The sequence below is a fragment of the Actinomyces gaoshouyii genome, from assembly GCF_002076915.1.
Lineage (GTDB): Bacteria > Actinomycetota > Actinomycetes > Actinomycetales > Actinomycetaceae > Actinomyces > Actinomyces gaoshouyii.
Window position 1 is genome coordinate 1,508,949 of the sequence record NZ_CP020468.1, and the last position, 15,695, is coordinate 1,524,643.

11 protein-coding genes are annotated in these 15,695 nt (G+C 70.6%); 9 read left to right on the forward strand and 2 right to left on the reverse strand.

Going from position 1 to position 15,695, the window contains the following annotated elements:
- Positions 1–54 precede the first annotated feature (54 nt).
- Together B6G06_RS06175 and B6G06_RS06180 are read left to right on the forward strand one after the other, a co-directional pair.
- The gene (locus B6G06_RS06175; RefSeq protein ID WP_240494126.1) at positions 55–1,275 is read left to right on the forward strand and encodes a YlbL family protein; all 1,221 of its coding nucleotides are present in this window, start codon (positions 55–57) and stop codon (positions 1,273–1,275) included.
- A 320-nt stretch (positions 1,276–1,595) separates the two neighbouring features.
- Entirely contained in the window at positions 1,596–2,543 is a 948-nt protein-coding gene (locus B6G06_RS06180; RefSeq protein ID WP_081171534.1) for a hypothetical protein, read from the forward strand.
- A gap of 13 nt (positions 2,544–2,556) precedes the next feature.
- Here the strand turns inward: B6G06_RS06180 and B6G06_RS06185 are convergent, their stop codons facing one another.
- Positions 2,557–4,668 carry an ATP-dependent DNA helicase UvrD2 gene (locus B6G06_RS06185; RefSeq protein ID WP_081171536.1) on the reverse strand — a complete coding sequence of 704 codons (2,112 nt, stop codon included), beginning with the start codon at positions 4,666–4,668 and terminating at the stop codon, positions 2,557–2,559.
- A gap of 64 nt (positions 4,669–4,732) precedes the next feature.
- On the reverse strand, positions 4,733–5,884 hold the full coding sequence (gene nudC, locus B6G06_RS06190; RefSeq protein WP_081171538.1) for an NAD(+) diphosphatase: 1,152 nt from the start codon (positions 5,882–5,884) through the stop codon (positions 4,733–4,735).
- A gap of 225 nt (positions 5,885–6,109) precedes the next feature.
- On the opposite strand from nudC, the gene B6G06_RS06195 reads away from it, so the two are divergent.
- From B6G06_RS06195 to cas6e, 7 genes are all read left to right on the forward strand, one after another.
- Positions 6,110–7,408, forward strand: coding sequence for a cysteine desulfurase family protein (locus tag B6G06_RS06195; protein ID WP_081171540.1), 1,299 nt, complete (start codon positions 6,110–6,112; stop codon positions 7,406–7,408).
- 450 nt (positions 7,409–7,858) lie between these two features.
- Entirely contained in the window at positions 7,859–10,816 is a 2,958-nt protein-coding gene (locus tag B6G06_RS06200; protein WP_081171542.1) for a CRISPR-associated helicase/endonuclease Cas3, read from the forward strand.
- Positions 10,813–12,471, forward strand: coding sequence for a type I-E CRISPR-associated protein Cse1/CasA (casA, locus tag B6G06_RS06205; protein ID WP_081171544.1), 1,659 nt, complete (start codon positions 10,813–10,815; stop codon positions 12,469–12,471). The genes B6G06_RS06200 and casA overlap by 4 nt, the downstream gene beginning before the upstream one ends.
- A complete protein-coding gene (gene casB, locus B6G06_RS06210; protein ID WP_081171546.1) occupies positions 12,468–13,169 on the forward strand; it encodes a type I-E CRISPR-associated protein Cse2/CasB in 702 nt (233 codons plus the stop codon). Before casA ends, casB begins: the two co-directional genes overlap by 4 nt.
- A 1-nt stretch (position 13,170) precedes the next feature.
- Complete coding sequence (gene cas7e / locus B6G06_RS06215) at positions 13,171–14,301, forward strand: type I-E CRISPR-associated protein Cas7/Cse4/CasC (RefSeq protein ID WP_081171548.1); 1,131 nt, start codon at positions 13,171–13,173, stop codon at positions 14,299–14,301.
- Entirely contained in the window at positions 14,301–15,014 is a 714-nt protein-coding gene (gene cas5e, locus B6G06_RS06220; protein WP_081171550.1) for a type I-E CRISPR-associated protein Cas5/CasD, read from the forward strand. Before cas7e ends, cas5e begins: the two co-directional genes overlap by 1 nt.
- Positions 15,005–15,694, forward strand: coding sequence for a type I-E CRISPR-associated protein Cas6/Cse3/CasE (gene cas6e, locus B6G06_RS06225; RefSeq protein ID WP_081171552.1), 690 nt, complete (start codon positions 15,005–15,007; stop codon positions 15,692–15,694). Before cas5e ends, cas6e begins: the two co-directional genes overlap by 10 nt.
- The last annotated feature ends 1 nt before the right edge of the window (position 15,695 follow it).

The window sequence follows — 15,695 nt, forward strand, 5'->3', positions numbered from 1 at the left end:
CGCGATGACGCGAGGGGCGGGGCGGGTGGGCGCGGCGCTGCCCCGTGGGTCATGATGGGGCCCGTGACCGAGCATCCTGTCCCGGCGCTCCCAGCCCCCGGCGCGCCCGCCAACGCACCGACCGCCGTAGCCCCGGACGCGGGGGCCGCCCCTGAGGCCGCCGCCGGGGGCCGCCCGCGCATCGCCCACCCGTGGCGCTGGCTCCTGGCCTGGGTGGCTTTGGGGATCCTGGCCTTCATCGCGGCGGCGACGATCCCCGTCCCGAAGGTCATCGAGAGCCCGGGACGGACCTGGAACGTGCTCGGCACCGTTCAGTCCGAGGGCCAGTCCACCGACCTCATCAGCGTCTCGGGCGCCGAGACCTATCACGCGCAGGGAGCGCTGCGGATGACCACGGTGGCGGTCTCCGGCTGCCCGGGTTACCCGGTGACCGCGCTGGACGTCATCCACGCCTGGTTCAACTCCGATGAAGTCGTGCTCGACCGCGACCAGGTCTGCCCCGAAAGCGTCACCGCCGAGCAGCAGCACAAGGTGGAGCAGGCCCAGATGACGAGCTCGCAGGACGCGGCGGTGACCGCCGCGCTCATGGAGACCGGGTTGGCGGACTCCATGGTCCTCACCGTGCGGGGGACCACGCAGGAGCGGGGCGGCGGCGTGTTCAAGGCCGGGGATGTCATCCGCACGATCACGCCCGCGGGCGGGCAGACGACGACCCTGACCACCTACGCCCAGCTCCAGGAGCTCATGACCACCATCGTGCCGGGCGCCCAGGTCCAGGTCGTGGTGAGCCGCGACGGGCGGGACATCACCCTGGCGATGACGACCCTCGCCCCGGGCCGGGACTCGGGCCGTGAGGGCTCGCTCCTGGGCGTCATGCTCGATGTGCGCGCGAAGTCGGATGTCAACGCGACCTTCTCCCTGTCGGACGTGGGCGGGCCGAGCGCCGGCTCGATGTTCGCCCTCGGCATCGTCGACAAGATCACCCCGGGGGATCTCACCGGCGGCAAGGACATCGCCGGCACGGGGACGATCTCCTCCGATGGCACGATCGGGCCGATCGGCGGCATCGCTCAGAAGATGGCGGGCGCTTCCAACGCCGGGTCGCGCTATTTCCTCGCCCCCGCGAGCAACTGCGGGGACGTCCTGGGTCATGAGCCCGAGGGCATGGAGGTCTACGCGGTGTCCAATCTGCATGAGGCGGTGCGGGCCGTCGAGGGCATCGCCGCCGACGACGCCTCGTCCCTCACCACCTGCCAAGCGGTCGCCTCCCGCTAACCCCCCTCGGATCGAGACCGGTCGAAAAACGCGCCGAGACCGGGCCCCGTCCACAGGCACCCGACGCGCGCTCCCGCGCGCCGGGCTGTGGTTCACGAGTGGGTCAGGGGCTCTCCGAAGACCCGGTGCTCAGCGGGGTCCCAGGCGACCGCGGCGTCGAAAACTGTTCTCGGCCTGCAGAGGCGGGCGGTTTTCCACAGATCCGCCCGCGCCCCTGGCACGACGCCGTCTGAGGTGCCAGGCTGATCCCGGCCGCCCCGCTACCGGCTCACCGGTCCCCCGTTCCCATGTTCCCACGGCGGCCGTGAGGAGAGCGTCATATGCGCCTGCGCGGAGCATCCCCCGTCCTGTGGCGGGGCCCAGGAGAGTGCCAGATCGGGGCCGAGGCGGGCAACGCCGTCGTCCTCAAGGGGATAAGCGCGGCGGAGCAGCGGCTCATCGACCGCCTCGACGAGGGCGTCGACCGGGTCTCGCTGTCCCGCTCAGCGCGCCTGGTCGACCTGCCCCTGCGCCGCGCCCGCGAGCTCGTGGGCAGGCTGCGCGAGGCCGGGATGCTGCGCGAGGAGCCGCTCCCGGGCGAGGGCCGCGAGGCCGACGACCTCCTGTACTGGGAGCGCCTGCGCTCCCCCGGCGGCGCCTCGGCGCGCGCCCACCGCCTGGGCGAGGCCCGCTTGGCGGTCCTGGGGCGCCTCGACGGCGGGGCGCCGAGGATGATCGCCCGTGAAGCCATCGCCTTCCTCGCCGAGGCCGGGGTGGGCACGGTCCTGGCCGAGGATCAGGCCCTCGACGCCGCTGTCGCTCAGTCCTCCCCGACGACGGCGCGACGGGCCCCGCTGCGCACGACTCCCGACCTCATGCTCACCGTGGAGCCGCATCTCATTGATCCGGTCCGGGCGCGGAGCCTGGCACGGGCCGACGCCCCGCATCTGCCGGTGGTGGTGCGGGAGGTGAGCGTGCGAGTCGGCCCGCTCCTGGAGCCGGGCCGGGCCCTGTGCGCGGCCTGCCTCGATCTGCATGAGCGGGACGCCGACCCGCGTTGGCCGGCGGTGGCCACGCAGGAGCGCGGTCTGCCCGCGCCGCGCATCGAACGGCTTCTGGCGCATCAGGCGTCGGGGCTCGTGGCGAGGACGGTCCTGGAGGTTCTGGCCGATGGGCCGGGGGCGTGGGCGGGCCGCAGCCTGGAGATCTCCGGAGCCGAGCCCCTGGGACTGGAGCGGCGGTGGCAGCCGCATCCGGAGTGCGCCTGCGCGGCGCTGGAATCGCAATAGGCCGGGCGGTGCCCTAACCGGTCTGCTCGCGAACGATGGCGAGGACGGCCTCGGAGTAGGCCTCTATCTTGACCGGGCCCACGCCGCGGATGAGGGCGAGCTGCTGACGGGTGCCTGGTTTGACGACGGCGATGGACCGCAGCGTCGTATCCGTGAAGACCGTGTAGGCCGGCACGGAGCGCCCCTTGGCCTCCTCGGCCCGCCAGGCGCGCAGGGTCTCGAACAGGGCGATGGTGGCGGGATCGTTCTCCTGCTCGAAGAGGGCGGCGGCCTCCTTGGCGCGCTCGCGCGGCGAGGAGCCGCCGCCCCGACGTCGCGCCCCGCTTCCCGCGGTGTCGGCGTCGGTGGGCCAGATGCCATCGAGGAAGCGGGAGTGGCGGCGAGAGGCGCGGCCCCCGGGATGACGGGCGCGGGCGTAGGAGATGAGGAGGTGCTCGCGGGCGCGGGTGACGCCCACGTAGAGCAGGCGCCGCTCCTCCTCCAGGGCGGCGGTCCCCTCGGCCAGGGAGATCGGCAGGAGCCCCTCGCAGGTGCCGATGAGGAGCACCGCTTCCCATTCCAGGCCCTTGGCGGCGTGGAGGGAGGACAGGGTGACGCCGTCGACCGTGGGGGCGTTCTGCGCCTCGGCGCGCTCGGTGAGCTCGGCGATGAGGGTGTCGAGGCTGGAGCCGGGGCGGGGGGCGAGCTCATCCGCGAGGGAGATGATGGCGTTGAGGGAGTCCCAGCGCTCGCGCTGGGCGCCGCGGGCGGCGGGGGGCTGCTCGGCCCAGCCCTCGCGGGCGAGAATCTCCCGGGCGTCGCGGGCGACGTCCCCGGTGAGGATGGCGGCCTCGGTGCGGGCGGCGCCGCGCAGCAGCACCATGGCGCGCTTGACCTCGTCGCGCTCGAAGAACCGCTCTCCGCCGCGCACGAGGTATCCGATGCCCGCGGAGGCCAGCGCCTGCTCAACGGCCTCGGACTGGGAGTTGGTGCGGTAGAGGACGGCGATCTCGGACAGGGGCACGCCGGTGGCGGTGAGCCGCCCCACCTGCTCGACGACGCCCGCGGCCTCGGCGGTGTCATCCGCGTAGGAGTCGAAGCGGACGGCAGGGCCGCTGGGGCGCTGGGCGACGAGCTCGACGGCTCCGGCGGGCAGGCGCAGTGCCCCTCCCCCGCGCCGTGAGCGGGCGAGCACCCGGTTGGCCAGGGAGACGACCTGCGGAGTGGAGCGGTAGTCGCGATTGAGGCGGATGACGCGGGCTCCGTCGTACCGGGAGGCGAAACCGGTGAGGAAGTCCGGGGTGGCGCCGGCGAAGGAGTAGATGGTCTGGGAGACGTCCCCGACGACGCACAGCTGGCGGCGCCGTCCGAGCCACAGGTCCAGCAGGCGCTGCTGGATCGGGGAGACGTCCTGGTACTCGTCGACCACGAAGTGCTTGTACTGGCTTCTCACTCGGGCGGCGATGTCCTCGCGCTCGGCGAGGATGCCGGCGAGGATGAGCAGGACGTCCTCGAAGTCGATGACACCGCGCTCGCTCTTGGCCTCCTCGTAGAGGTGGAGGACGGAGGCGATGGTGCCGGCGTCGAGCCCGGCGGCGCTGCGCCCGCGCGCGGTGGCGGCCTGGGCGTAGTCCTCGGGGAGGGTGTTGGTGACCTTGGCCCATTCGATCTCCGCGGCGAGGTCCCGGATGAGGGCGCGGTCCGTTCCCAGACCGAGGCGGGAGGCGGCGACGGCGATGAGGGGGGCCTTGCCGGGCTGGAGGGGGAGGATCTGCCCGCCGATGGCGCTGGGCCAGAAGTAGCGGAGCTGGCTGAGGGCGGCGGAGTGGAAGGTGCGGGCCTGGGCTCCCTCGATGCCCAGCGCGCGCAGGCGGCCGCGCAGCTCGCCCGCGGCCTTCTTGGTGAAGGTGAGGGCGAGGAGCTGGTGGGGGTGGTAGGCGCCGACGGCGACGCCGTGCGCGATGCGGTAGGTGATGGCGCGGGTCTTGCCGGTGCCGGCGCCGGCGAGCACGCATAGGGCGCCCTCCAGGTGCTCGGCGACGGCGCGCTGATCGGGGTCGAGGGCGTCGAGCAGCTGGGCGGGGCTCAGCGGCCGCCCGGCCCGGGTGGGGCCGAGGACGTCGGGGGTCGGGCTGGGCTTGCTCATCGGGGACAGCCTGCCACGACCCGCTGACGCATTCCGACGGCGCTTATCGCGATCCTCCCGCAGCTCACGGTCGCTGCGGCACAACCGCCTCGGGACGGCCCTCGGCATTGCGCGCGGGCGTCTCGGGGAGCTCCCCGCCGTACCAGTCCTCGATAAGCAGGCGGGCGATGGAGGTGGGGCCGGGAAGGATGACCTTCCCGGCGGCCACGGCCTGCGCCAGCTCCGCGCGGGACAGGGTGACGGCGTCGGTGACCTCCTCGTCGTCGGGGCGCGCGGGCCCCTCGCCGGGGGCGAGGCGGGCACGGTAGCCGAGCATGAGGGAGCGGGGGAAGGGCCAGGGCTGGGTGGCGACGTGCTCGACCGCCTCGACCCGCAGCCCGATCTCCTCGGCGACCTCCCTGGCGACGGCGGCCTCGGCGGACTCCCCCGCCTCGACGAATCCGGCGACGGTGGAGTAGCGCAGGGGCGGCCAGGCGGCGCCGTGGACGAGGACGATGCGGTCGCGCTCATCGGTGACCGCCATGATGACGGCGGGGTCGGTGCGGGGGAAGGAGGTGGCTCCGCAGCCGCCGGGGCGCGGGCAGCGGCGGGCCCAGCCGGCCTCGCAGGGCTCGGTGCGGGCCCCGCAGGCGGCGCAGTGGGGGGCGGAGGCGTGCCAGGCGGACAGGGCGACGGCGGCGGTGGCGAGCCCAGCGTCGTGGGTGTCGAGGGCGGCGCCGACGGCGCGCAGCGCGGAGAGCGGGTTGGCCGCGAGGATCCGCCCGAGGTCGGCGCGGGGCCGCCTGGTTCCCTCGGCTTCCTGGGGATCGGTGGCAGTGGTGGCGGGGGCGCCGTCGGGAATGACGGCGGCGATCCAGCTGGCGCCCTCGGCATCCTGGCCCGGCCCTCCCGTTCTCCCCTCACTTGCAGCGCCACCGTGTGGGGAGCGGCCGAGGTAGATGAGGAGAAGCCCGCTCAGGTCCGCATCGGTGGCGCGCAGATCGGCCAGGCGCAGGTTCCCCGGCGCGGGCTCGAAGGGTGTGAGTCCGTCCAGGGGCAGGTCGGGGCGGATGGCGGGGGCCGCGAGCGCCACGCGCCCCCGGGCGTCGGCCAGGAGCAGCCGGGTGGCGGGATCGGCGGCGAGGCGCTCCAGGAGCCCCGGTTCGCTGCGGCGCGCGGTGTCCCGGTCGGTCTCATGAGGCGCGATGGGACGGAGTGCGCTGGGTCTGGAGGACATGGGCCCACCATGCTCCCTTCCCCGCTCGTCTGCCCAACGGGTCCCAGCAGTTGGGGCGCCGCGCCGTCGATGGATGCGGGTCTGGGCGGTCTTGGCCCCGGGGGATCCGACGACGGCGCAGAGGGCGATGCCCGCCCGCCAGCGCCTCGTGCCTCAGCGAGGGTTGGCGCATGCTATCGCGTCGGCCGGGAGCGTCCCCATCGGGCGATCCTCTAGGGTTCCTCCATGCGGACCTACCTCGATCATGCGGCGACAGCACCGACGCGCCCCGAGGTTTCCGAGCAGGTGGCGCGGGATATGGCTGAGATGGTCGGCGGCCTGGCGGGGGCGAATCCGGCGGCGCTGCACGGCTCGGGCCGTGAGGCGGCGGGGCGCCTGGCCGAGGCGCGGGGCCGGATCGCGGCGGCCCTGGGGGTGGACGCGCACGAGGTGATCCTGACCTCTGGTGGGACGGAGTCCGATGGGCTCGTCGTGGCGGGGCGGGCCTTGGCGGTCCCGGGTGGGGTGCTGGCGGTCTCGGCGGTGGAGCACCCGGCGGTGCTGGACTCGGCGAGGGCGGCGCAGGCGCGCTTGGGGGCGCGCCTGCGGATTCTGGGGGTCGACAGTGCGGGGCTGGTGCGGCCGGAGACCGCGGCCGCGGTGGTGCGGGAGGCGCGCGAAGCACGGGAGGCCCCGGCGGATGGGGGCGCGGCCCGCCTCGAGGACGGGGGCGCGCCGGGGCCCGTGGCGCTGGTGAGCGTCATGGCGGCGAATAACGAGACGGGGGCCGTGCAGGATCTGGCGGGGATCGTCGCGGCGGTGCGGGAGGCGAGTGGCGCGCCGCGCCCGGGACGGGCGGGATACGTGCCGGTGCATTGCGATGCGGTGGCGGCTGTGGGAAGGGCTCCGCTGGATGTTCACGGCTGGGGTCTGGACGCGGTGAGCATCTCCGGGCACAAGCTGGGCGCGCCGGTGGGCGTGGGGGCGCTGGTGGCCCGGCGCGATCTGGGGCTGGTGGCACCGATGGGCGGGGGGCGCCAGGAGCGGGGCCTGCGCTCAGGCACGCAGGACGTGGTGGGCGCCCGCGCGCTCGCATTGGCTCTTGAGCTGGCGGTGGCCGAGCGGGAGGCGGAGGCGGCGCGTCTGGAAGGGCTGCGGGCCCGTCTGCTGGCGGGGGCGCTGGCGATCCCGGGGGCGCATGCGACCCTGCCGGAGGCAGCGCCGCATCTGCCTGGGACGGCTCATCTGTGGTTCGAGGGGGTGAGCGCGGAGGCGCTGCTCATGGCCCTGGACATGGCGGGGATCGACGCCTCGGCGGGGTCCGCCTGCCATGCGGGGGTGAGCGGCCCGAGCCATGTGCTGATGGCGATGGGCCTGGGCGAGGAGGCGGCGCGGGGGACGCTGCGCTGCACGATGGGCGCGGGCACGTCTCCCGACGACGTCGAGCGCCTCCTGGCGGCCCTGCCCCGGGCGGTGGGGACGGCGCGGCGGGCGCATCGGCCCCAGTCATCTTCTACGGGTCGCGCCTCCGCACCTCCGTCCTGAGACAGCCGCTCGTGGGCACTCCCAAGGGCCCGAGGCGCAATGACAGGAACTCAACCGGATGCGTCCCCGGAGCTTGCGGCCCGGTCGATCCACTTGCTGAGGGCCTCCAACGGGACACTGACGTCTCGGATCAGGTCAGCAATCGGGTGAACAGCCGCTGATCTTCCGGGCCATTCCTGTGACCTGACGGACGCGGCGGCCTCTCGGCCTGCTCGGGGCCCTCACCCCTCGCTGACTCTCCATTCTTCTCCGGCAGGACACTGCGCGTTCCGGGAGAAGGCGCCGAAGAAGGCGGGGCGAGCCTATCCGTGAGCGGTGATAGATATCACAAAATCGCAGGCTCCCGGTGGACGCAACGGTTCGGCAACGACGACGCCGAGACCACTGAACGAGCCCATTCGCGTCAGTGCTTCGTTCTAGTCTGTTCCCGTCTCCAAGGAAGGAGCCCCCATGCCCCTGTCACCTGCCGCCCAGCGCGTGTGGGCGAAGTCCGGATATGACCCGGAGCGTCGGCGCTGGCTGCCCCTCTGGCTCCACTTCCTCGACTCCGCCGCCGTGGCGGGGCACTTGGCTCGCACGTGGATCGCCCCCACGATCTGCGATCTTCTGGAGAGGGAGTTCTCGGACTCGGCCTCGGGTCTGGCGCCCGCTGACGAGTTCCGTCTCCTCGTCTCGTGGCTGGCGGGCATCCACGACATCGGCAAGTGCACGCCAGCGTTCTCCATGCAGGTCCCGGGCCTCGATGACCGGATGAAGGAGGCCGGTCTTACCCATGCGACGATCGACCCTCGTGAGCGCCGCGAGGTTCCCCACGCGCTGGCGGGTCAGTACATCCTTGAGGGCTGGCTCACTGGCACGCTCGGGTGGACGGGCGCAAGCGCCCAGGCGCTGTCCTCGGTCGTCGGCGCCCACCACGGCATCCCGGCGAGCACGTCCATGCTCAACGACCTGGCCGGCCGGGGGCCGCTCCTGGGAGATGAGCGGTGGGCCGCAGTGCAGCACGAGCTGCTCGACCTCGTCACGTCACGTACGGGCGCCGCGCCGTACCTGGAGCACTGGTCCTCACGCCGGTGGTCGCAGCCCTTCCTCGTCGAGCTGTCCGGGCTCGTCATCGTCGCCGACTGGATCGCCTCCTGCGAGGACTATTTCCCCCTGCTCCACCTCGACGACGAGGGCCTGACCTGGCTGGAGCCTGAGGCCCACACGGTGCGGGCCGCGCAGGGTATCGCCTGCCTAGAGATCCCGAAGCCATGGCGTCCGCGGGACGGCGGGCACTGCCCCGACCATCTCCTGACGTCGCGGTTCTCGCTTCCCGAGGGCTCCCAGGCCACCGACGTGCAGGCCAAGGCGGTTGAGGCCGCCCGCACCATGGCCCTGCCCGGCATGCTCGTCATCCAGGACTCCACCGGAGGCGGCAAGACGGAGGCCGCGCAGCTGGCCGCCGAGGTGCTGGCGGCGAGAACGGGACGATCCGGGGTCCTGTTCGCCCTGCCCACCCAGGCGACGACGGACGCGATGTTCGCCCGGGAGCTGGACTGGCTGGAGCACATCGAGGAGTCCTACGCGGCCGCTGGCGCGCCGTCCACCTTCGCGGTGTCGCTCCAGCACGGCCGGGCTCGTCTCAACCGTGAGGCAGGCCGGTTGCGTCGCAGGGGCTGGGAGATCCACGACCGTCTTCTCAGCGGCCTGGGTGGGGACGACCCTCATGCTCCCGGACCCCGCCCGTCCGACATCGGCCGCGACGAGCACGAGGCGACAACCCCGACGGATGAGGAGCGCCGTCGTGCGGACCTGGCGATCCTGGCGTGGTTCAGCGGGCGCAAGAAGTCCATGCTCTCCGACTTCGTCGTCACGACCGTGGACCACCTGCTCTTCGGCGCCATGCGCGCTCCCCACCTTGCGCTGCGGCACCTGGGGTTGTCCCGCAAGGTCGTCATCGTTGACGAGGTGCACTCCTACTCCACGTACATGAACGTCTACCTGGACCGGGCGCTGACGTGGCTCGCTTCCTACGGAGTCCCGGTCATCCTCCTGTCAGCGACGCTGTCACAGGCGCGCAGCGCCCAGATGGCCGACGCCTACCGCCGCGGCCTGGACCTCATGGCGGGCCGGAAGCCGCCGAAGACACCCGCACCCGAGCCCGTCAGCACACCCTTCCCCTGCCTCGTCAGCGTGGACGCCACGGGAACCCGGGTGGAGGTGGTCTCCTCCTCGGGACGCTCCAGCGAGGTCCACGTGCGACGGCTGGGAAGGGAACCAGACCTGGCGCAGCTGCTGGGTGAGGCGCTGGCCGACGGCGGCTGCGCGCTCGTGGTCCGCAACACCGTGCGCCGGGCTCAGGAGACCTACGAGGAGCTGCGTGAGGTCTTCGGGCAGGAGGTGAGCCTCACCCACGCCCGCTTCACCATCGCCGACCGTCAGGCCAAGGACGCCGACCTGCTGCATCGCTTCGGACCTCCCCGGTCTGGGCCGCAGCGTCCGCACCGGGCGATCGTCGTCGCCACTCAGGTGGTGGAGCAGTCCCTGGACGTCGACTTCGACCTGCTCGTCACCGACCTGGCCCCCATCGACCTCATCCTCCAGCGCATGGGCCGTCTCCACCGGCACGATCGGCCACGGCCCTCGCGCTTGACGGTGCCGACATGCTATGTCGACTGGCTTCCCTCTCTCACCAGCTCCGATCCGGGCATCGAGCCTGGTGCGAAGGCGATCTACGGCGAGCAGGACATGCTCCTGAGCGCTGCTGCCCTCGGCCGGGTTGTGGAGGGGGCGGGCACGGTGCGCACGCCGCAGGACGTCCACGAACTCATCGAGGCCGTGTACGGGGCCGGTGCGCAGGTCCCTCCGACCTGGGGCGAGGCCCTTGATCGGGCACGTGCGGCCGCCGACCAGGAGGCCTCAGACAAGCACAGGGCGGCCAAGGGCTACCTTCTGTCTGAGCCCGACCGGGCGGGAGCACGGGCGGACCTCGTCGACTGGCTCCACACTCCGGCCAGCGACAGCGAGGAGACGGCACGCGCCCAGGTACGCGACGGTGAGGACTCCCTGGAGGTCATCCTCATCACCAGCCGACGGGTCGGAGGCCAGGAAGAACTGAGGACCCTGCCCTCTTCTACCGGAAAGCCGGGCGTCATCCTCCCGATAGACCGGGCTCCCGACCGCGACGTCGTACGCACGATGCTCATGTCCTCAGTCCGCCTTCCTGCTGGGCTGACGAAGGGCCGCCGGATGGACCAGGCCATCGACGAGCTCGAACAGATCGGGATTCGTGTCGCACGTGCCTGGCAGGATGACCGTGACCTGAGGGGGCAGCTGGTCCTGCCCCTGACGGACGGCCGCGCACAGCTGCTCGGCACGACCCTGGAGTACGACTCGTCCACTGGGCTCAAGGAGGTCCGCGAACCATGACAGTTACCTTCAATCTTCTGGACGAGCCCTGGATCAAGGTGACCCGCCTCGACGGCTCCTCCGACGAGGTATCGCTCCTCTCCGTCTTCCAGCAGGCTGAGGAGATTGCCGCCATCCACGGGGAGATCGCCACTCAGGACGTGGCGATCCTGCGTCTGCTCCTGGCGATCTGTCACCGCACCATGGGCGGCCCTGAGGACCTGGACACCTGGGAGGAGTACTGGGACGAACCGGCGCGACTGGGCAGGGACGCCGTCGCCTACCTGGAACGGCACCGGGACCGCTTCGACCTGCGTCACCCGGACAAGCCGTTCTTCCAGGTTGCTGGGATCCACGCTGCATCCGGCAAGATCTCTGCGCTCACGTCCCTGATCGCTGACGTCCCCAACGGGGAACCCTTCTTCACCACCCGTATCGCCGAGGGACTTGAGCGGATGACCTGGGCGGAGGCGGCACGGTGGCTCATCCACGTTCACGCCTTCGACCCCTCCGGAATCCGATCTGGGGCGGTCGGTGACCCTGCGGTCAAAGGAGGGAAGGGATACCCGATCGGCCCCGGATGGGCGGGACAGATCGGAACGGTCTTCATCTCCGGTGACACCTTGGCGCGAACCCTGCTACTCAACACGGTCGTGACCGAGGAGGTCCCTGACCTTGAGGGTGTCGATCCAGAGCAGGACATCGCTCCCTGGGAGCGGGATCCGGACGGCCCGGCAGGGTCATCCTCGGCACAACCGGCCGGTCCGGTCTCCTGCTACACGTGGCAGGCCCGTCGCGTCCTCCTGCACGGGGACGAGGGCTCCGTCATCGGGCTGTTCCTGGGCAACGGGGACAAAGCCACCCCCCAGAACCGGTACTCGGTTGAGCCGATGACCGCGTGGCGCTACTCCGAGCCCCAGACCAAGAAGCTCGGCGGGACGGTGTTCATGCCACGCAAGCTGCCGACCGACCGCGCCTTCTGGCGGGGGCTGTCGACCGTGGTCGCCCAGCTGAGCCTATCGGCGAGAGTCAAGGGGGCCGGTGAGATCACCCGGTACCGGGCACCCGCCGTCGTCGTCTTCTACCAGCGGCTGATGCGCAACGGGGTGGCACCGCGAACCGGTCTCATCCCTCTGCACGCGGTCGGTATGGAGTACGGGGCGCAGGAAGCTGTTGTCTCCGAGCTCGTCAGCGACACCCTGTCGCTGCCGGCGGGCCTGCTGGATCCCGAGAACGTGCGCATGATCGCCATCGTCCATGACGTCATGGAGCAGACTGAGCAGGTGGTCGCTCACGTGCGCAACCTCGCTTCTGACCTGGACCGTGCCCGCGGAGGCAGTCCGGATACTGCGAAAGAGGCGTGCAAACACGCCGGTGCAGCCTTCTATCGGGTCATTGACGCGGAGTTTCCCCGCTGGCTGGCCTCACTCGACGGCGCTGTCCCGGAGACCGCCCGCGACCAGTGGCGCGAGTGGCTGCGGTGCGAGGCCTGGAGCCAGCAGGAGATCCTCACGGCTGCGGTCCCGAGCACTGCCTTCGCGGGCCGTGGTGAGGGCTCCAGCCGCATGGACGTCAGCCATGCCCTGTTCTTCTTCACCCACGCCCTCAGCACCTCGCTACCTCACCCCGACCATGAGGACTCCCCCGTCGACGACGGAGAAAGGACACGAGCATGACCGCCTCACAGACCACCAGCCCCTCAGACGCAGCGAGGGCGGCGCCGACGTCCAACAGACAACCGCGGCGGCTCGGCGTCGCGGGGAGAACCGTCGACCAGCGTCTCGCAGGTCCCCACGGGCTTCAGAGCCGGCACCTTCAGCGCAACGAGTCCGCCGCTCGCGGCCAGCTCGCCGCCCTGCGCAAGGCCTCAAGTCAGGCCCCGGGTGAGAGTCCCGAGGTCTGGAGCCTCACCGAGGTGGTTGTCCCCGAGCACGCCGGGGACGCCCCTACCTGGGAGGAGATCGCTGTGCACACGGCGATGACGCTCTACGCCGTCCACCAGCAGTCGCGGACCGAGCCCATGTTCTCACCGGGCCGAGGACTGGGCCGTGCCGCACGCGCCCTGGTCGGGATCGGGGAGGAGGAGAACCCCTCCACCAGAGCACGTTTCAACGCCCTGGTCACCTCCACGACTATCACCGAGCTGCAGCACCACCTCAGGGGCTTCATCTCCCAGCTGCGAGCACAGAGCATTCCGCTCGATCACGCCATGCTCGCCGACGACCTCGTCGCCTTCCAACGACCGGATGGCGCCACGACCGTCCGCCTGCGCTGGGCCCGTCAGTTCGCGTCCCTGCACACGTCTGAGGATCCCAGCCGGACCTCAGCCCCTTCCACCACCTCGTCCCCCACATCATCTACTCCGGAGAACTGACATGAGCACTTTCGTCGACATCCACGTCATCCAGTCCGTCCCGCCGAGCTGCGTCAACCGCGACGACTCCGGCTCACCCAAGTCCGCCGTCTACGGAGGGGTCAGGCGCTTGCGGGTCTCCAGCCAGTCCTGGAAGCGGGCGACTCGGCTGCACTTCATCGATCATCTCGACACCTCCGACCTGGGCACTCGTACCAAGCGCGTCGTCAAGGTCCTTGCCGAGGCCATTACATCCCAGGCCCCGGATCTGGAAGATCGGGCCATTGCTCTGGCGGAGGATGTGTTCAAGGCTGCCAAGATCAAGCTCACAGCCCCGCGGGGCAACAAGCAGGGCGCTCCTCAGGAGTCCGGCTACCTCCTGTTCCTCTCCCGCAGCCAGGTGGATCGGCTCGCCGACCTCGCCATCGCCGCAGAGCGTGGTGGCACCAGCCTGGAAGCCAAGGAGGTCAAGAAGATCTTCAAGGAGGAGCACGCTGTCGACGTCTCGCTCTTCGGCAGGATGGTTGCCGACGACGCTGATCTCAACGTCGACGCCGCCTGCCAAGTGGCGCACGCGATCTCAACCCACGCTGCGGAGAACGAGTATGACTTCTTCACGGCTGTTGACGACGAGAAGAACCGCTCCGAGGAGGAGGACGCGGGCGCCGGCATGATGGGCACCGTAGAGTTCGCGTCGGCCACCATGTACCGCTACGCGACGGTCAACATCGACCTGCTGAAAATGAATCTCGGGGACGGACAGGCAGCCCTGCACGCACTGGAGGCCTTCGTCTCCGGCTTCTGCCTGTCGATGCCCACCGGTAAGCAGAACACCTTCGCCAATCGCACTCTTCCGGAGATGATCATGGTCACCGTGCGCGAGGACCAGCCGGTCTCCCTGGTGGGCGCTTTCGAGACGGCCGTTCCCGCGAATGCAGGCGACGGGTACCTTGGTCGCTCCATCCAGGCCCTGGCCCAGTACGCGACCAGTATCGAGAGCGCGTACGGGATGAGGCCGGCTGCAAGTTTTGTCGTCTCCCTCATCGACTCCGACGCCGTGGCCTCGCTTGGCGAGCGGCTCACCTTCACTGACCTGCCGGCGCAGGTCAGCCAGGTGCTGGCTTCCCGCGTCCTCGACGAGGAGAATGCCTGATGAGCGTCCTTCTCCTGCGACTCGCAGGGCCGATGCAGGCATGGGGGGTGACTTCACGATTCACGGTGAGAGATACTGAGCCTGCGCCGACGAAGAGCGGGGTCATCGGCATGCTGGCCGCCGCAGTCGGGCGACGCCGCACTGACCCCATCGAGGACCTGCTATCGCTCAGCTTCGGTGTGCGCAAGGACCAGCCCGGCAGCGTCATCCGGGACTTCCACACCGCCCGCACTCTGGACGGCAAGACCTCCATGCCGCTATCCAACCGGTACTACATCGCCGACGCCGTCTTCCTGGCCGGCATCGAGGGGGACCACTCGCTTCTGGAGGGGCTCAACGAGGCACTCCGCCGCCCCGTCTTCCCCCTGTACCTGGGACGCAGATCGTGCCCGCCGACGCAACCGGTGTCGCTGGGACTGCGCCCGGCCCCGCTGCTCGCAGCGCTTCAGGACGAGCCCTGGCAGGCCTCACAGTGGTTTCAGACCCGGAGGCACGGTGCGTTCAAGGCGGAGGTTCTCATCGACCAGGATGCGGTTCCGGTCACGGAACGCCGCTCGGCCTACGCAAGCCGCGACGTTCCGCACTCCTTCGACCCTCGGCGCCGCGACTACGGGTTCAGGCAGGTCGAGCGCCAGTGGGTGGAGGTCGGCAACGCCCACCCTGATTCTCACGACCCCATGGCCGAACTGGAGGAGGCGCAGGAATGTTCTTGACGAAGATCGAGCTGGATCCTGGGCGGAGACTCGCACGCAAGTATCTTGGATCACCGCAGGCGATGCATGCTGCCGTTATGAAGGCCGCAACCCCCTTGGAAAGCACTTCCATCAAAACTCGGGGACGTATTCTCTGGCGCGTGGACCGGGGGGCTTTCGGCGTCACCCTTTATGTTGCCTCCCCCACAGAACCGGCCATGGCTCAACTTATCGCGGAGGCAGCCCCAGCCGGAGCAGACGCTCTCACTCGTGACTACGAACCTTTCCTCTTCCACCTGACGGCAGGACAAGTCTGGGCGTTTCGCCTCGCGGCGAATCCGTCGCATGCGGCACCGCAAGGACCTGGCCTCCGCGGCAAGGTCTATGGACATGTGACGGTGGCGCAGCAGCGCCAGTGGCTCCTCAACAGGGCCGCTAATCATGGCTTCGAGCCTCTTTCCGCAAGTGGCGACGATGGGGACGATTCAGTGACAGTGGTTCACAGAGAGCGTCCTGAATTCTGGAGAAATGATCCTCACGCGAATCGTCGCGCACGCGTGACGATTAATCGAACTGTCTACGAAGGACTTCTGAGAGTGACCGACGCCGACAAGTTGCGGACGACACTGGTGTCCGGAATCGGACGCTCGAAGGCATATGGCTGCGGGCTCATGACGCTCGTCCGGCCTCACAGGAGCTGAT

What these genes read in the sequence shown, in the direction of transcription:
- B6G06_RS06175 (WP_240494126.1), top strand. Translation starts at nt 55, where the DNA reads ATGGGGCCCGTGACCGAGCATCCTGTCCCGGCGCTCCCAGCCCCCGGC.
- B6G06_RS06180 (WP_081171534.1), top strand. Translation starts at nt 1,596, where the DNA reads ATGCGCCTGCGCGGAGCATCCCCCGTCCTGTGGCGGGGCCCAGGAGAG.
- B6G06_RS06185 (WP_081171536.1), bottom strand. Translation starts at nt 4,668, where the DNA reads ATGAGCAAGCCCAGCCCGACCCCCGACGTCCTCGGCCCCACCCGGGCC.
- nudC (WP_081171538.1), bottom strand. Translation starts at nt 5,884, where the DNA reads ATGTCCTCCAGACCCAGCGCACTCCGTCCCATCGCGCCTCATGAGACC.
- B6G06_RS06195 (WP_081171540.1), top strand. Translation starts at nt 6,110, where the DNA reads ATGCGGACCTACCTCGATCATGCGGCGACAGCACCGACGCGCCCCGAG.
- B6G06_RS06200 (WP_081171542.1), top strand. Translation starts at nt 7,859, where the DNA reads ATGCCCCTGTCACCTGCCGCCCAGCGCGTGTGGGCGAAGTCCGGATAT.
- casA (WP_081171544.1), top strand. Translation starts at nt 10,813, where the DNA reads ATGACAGTTACCTTCAATCTTCTGGACGAGCCCTGGATCAAGGTGACC.
- casB (WP_081171546.1), top strand. Translation starts at nt 12,468, where the DNA reads ATGACCGCCTCACAGACCACCAGCCCCTCAGACGCAGCGAGGGCGGCG.
- cas7e (WP_081171548.1), top strand. Translation starts at nt 13,171, where the DNA reads ATGAGCACTTTCGTCGACATCCACGTCATCCAGTCCGTCCCGCCGAGC.
- cas5e (WP_081171550.1), top strand. Translation starts at nt 14,301, where the DNA reads ATGAGCGTCCTTCTCCTGCGACTCGCAGGGCCGATGCAGGCATGGGGG.
- cas6e (WP_081171552.1), top strand. Translation starts at nt 15,005, where the DNA reads ATGTTCTTGACGAAGATCGAGCTGGATCCTGGGCGGAGACTCGCACGC.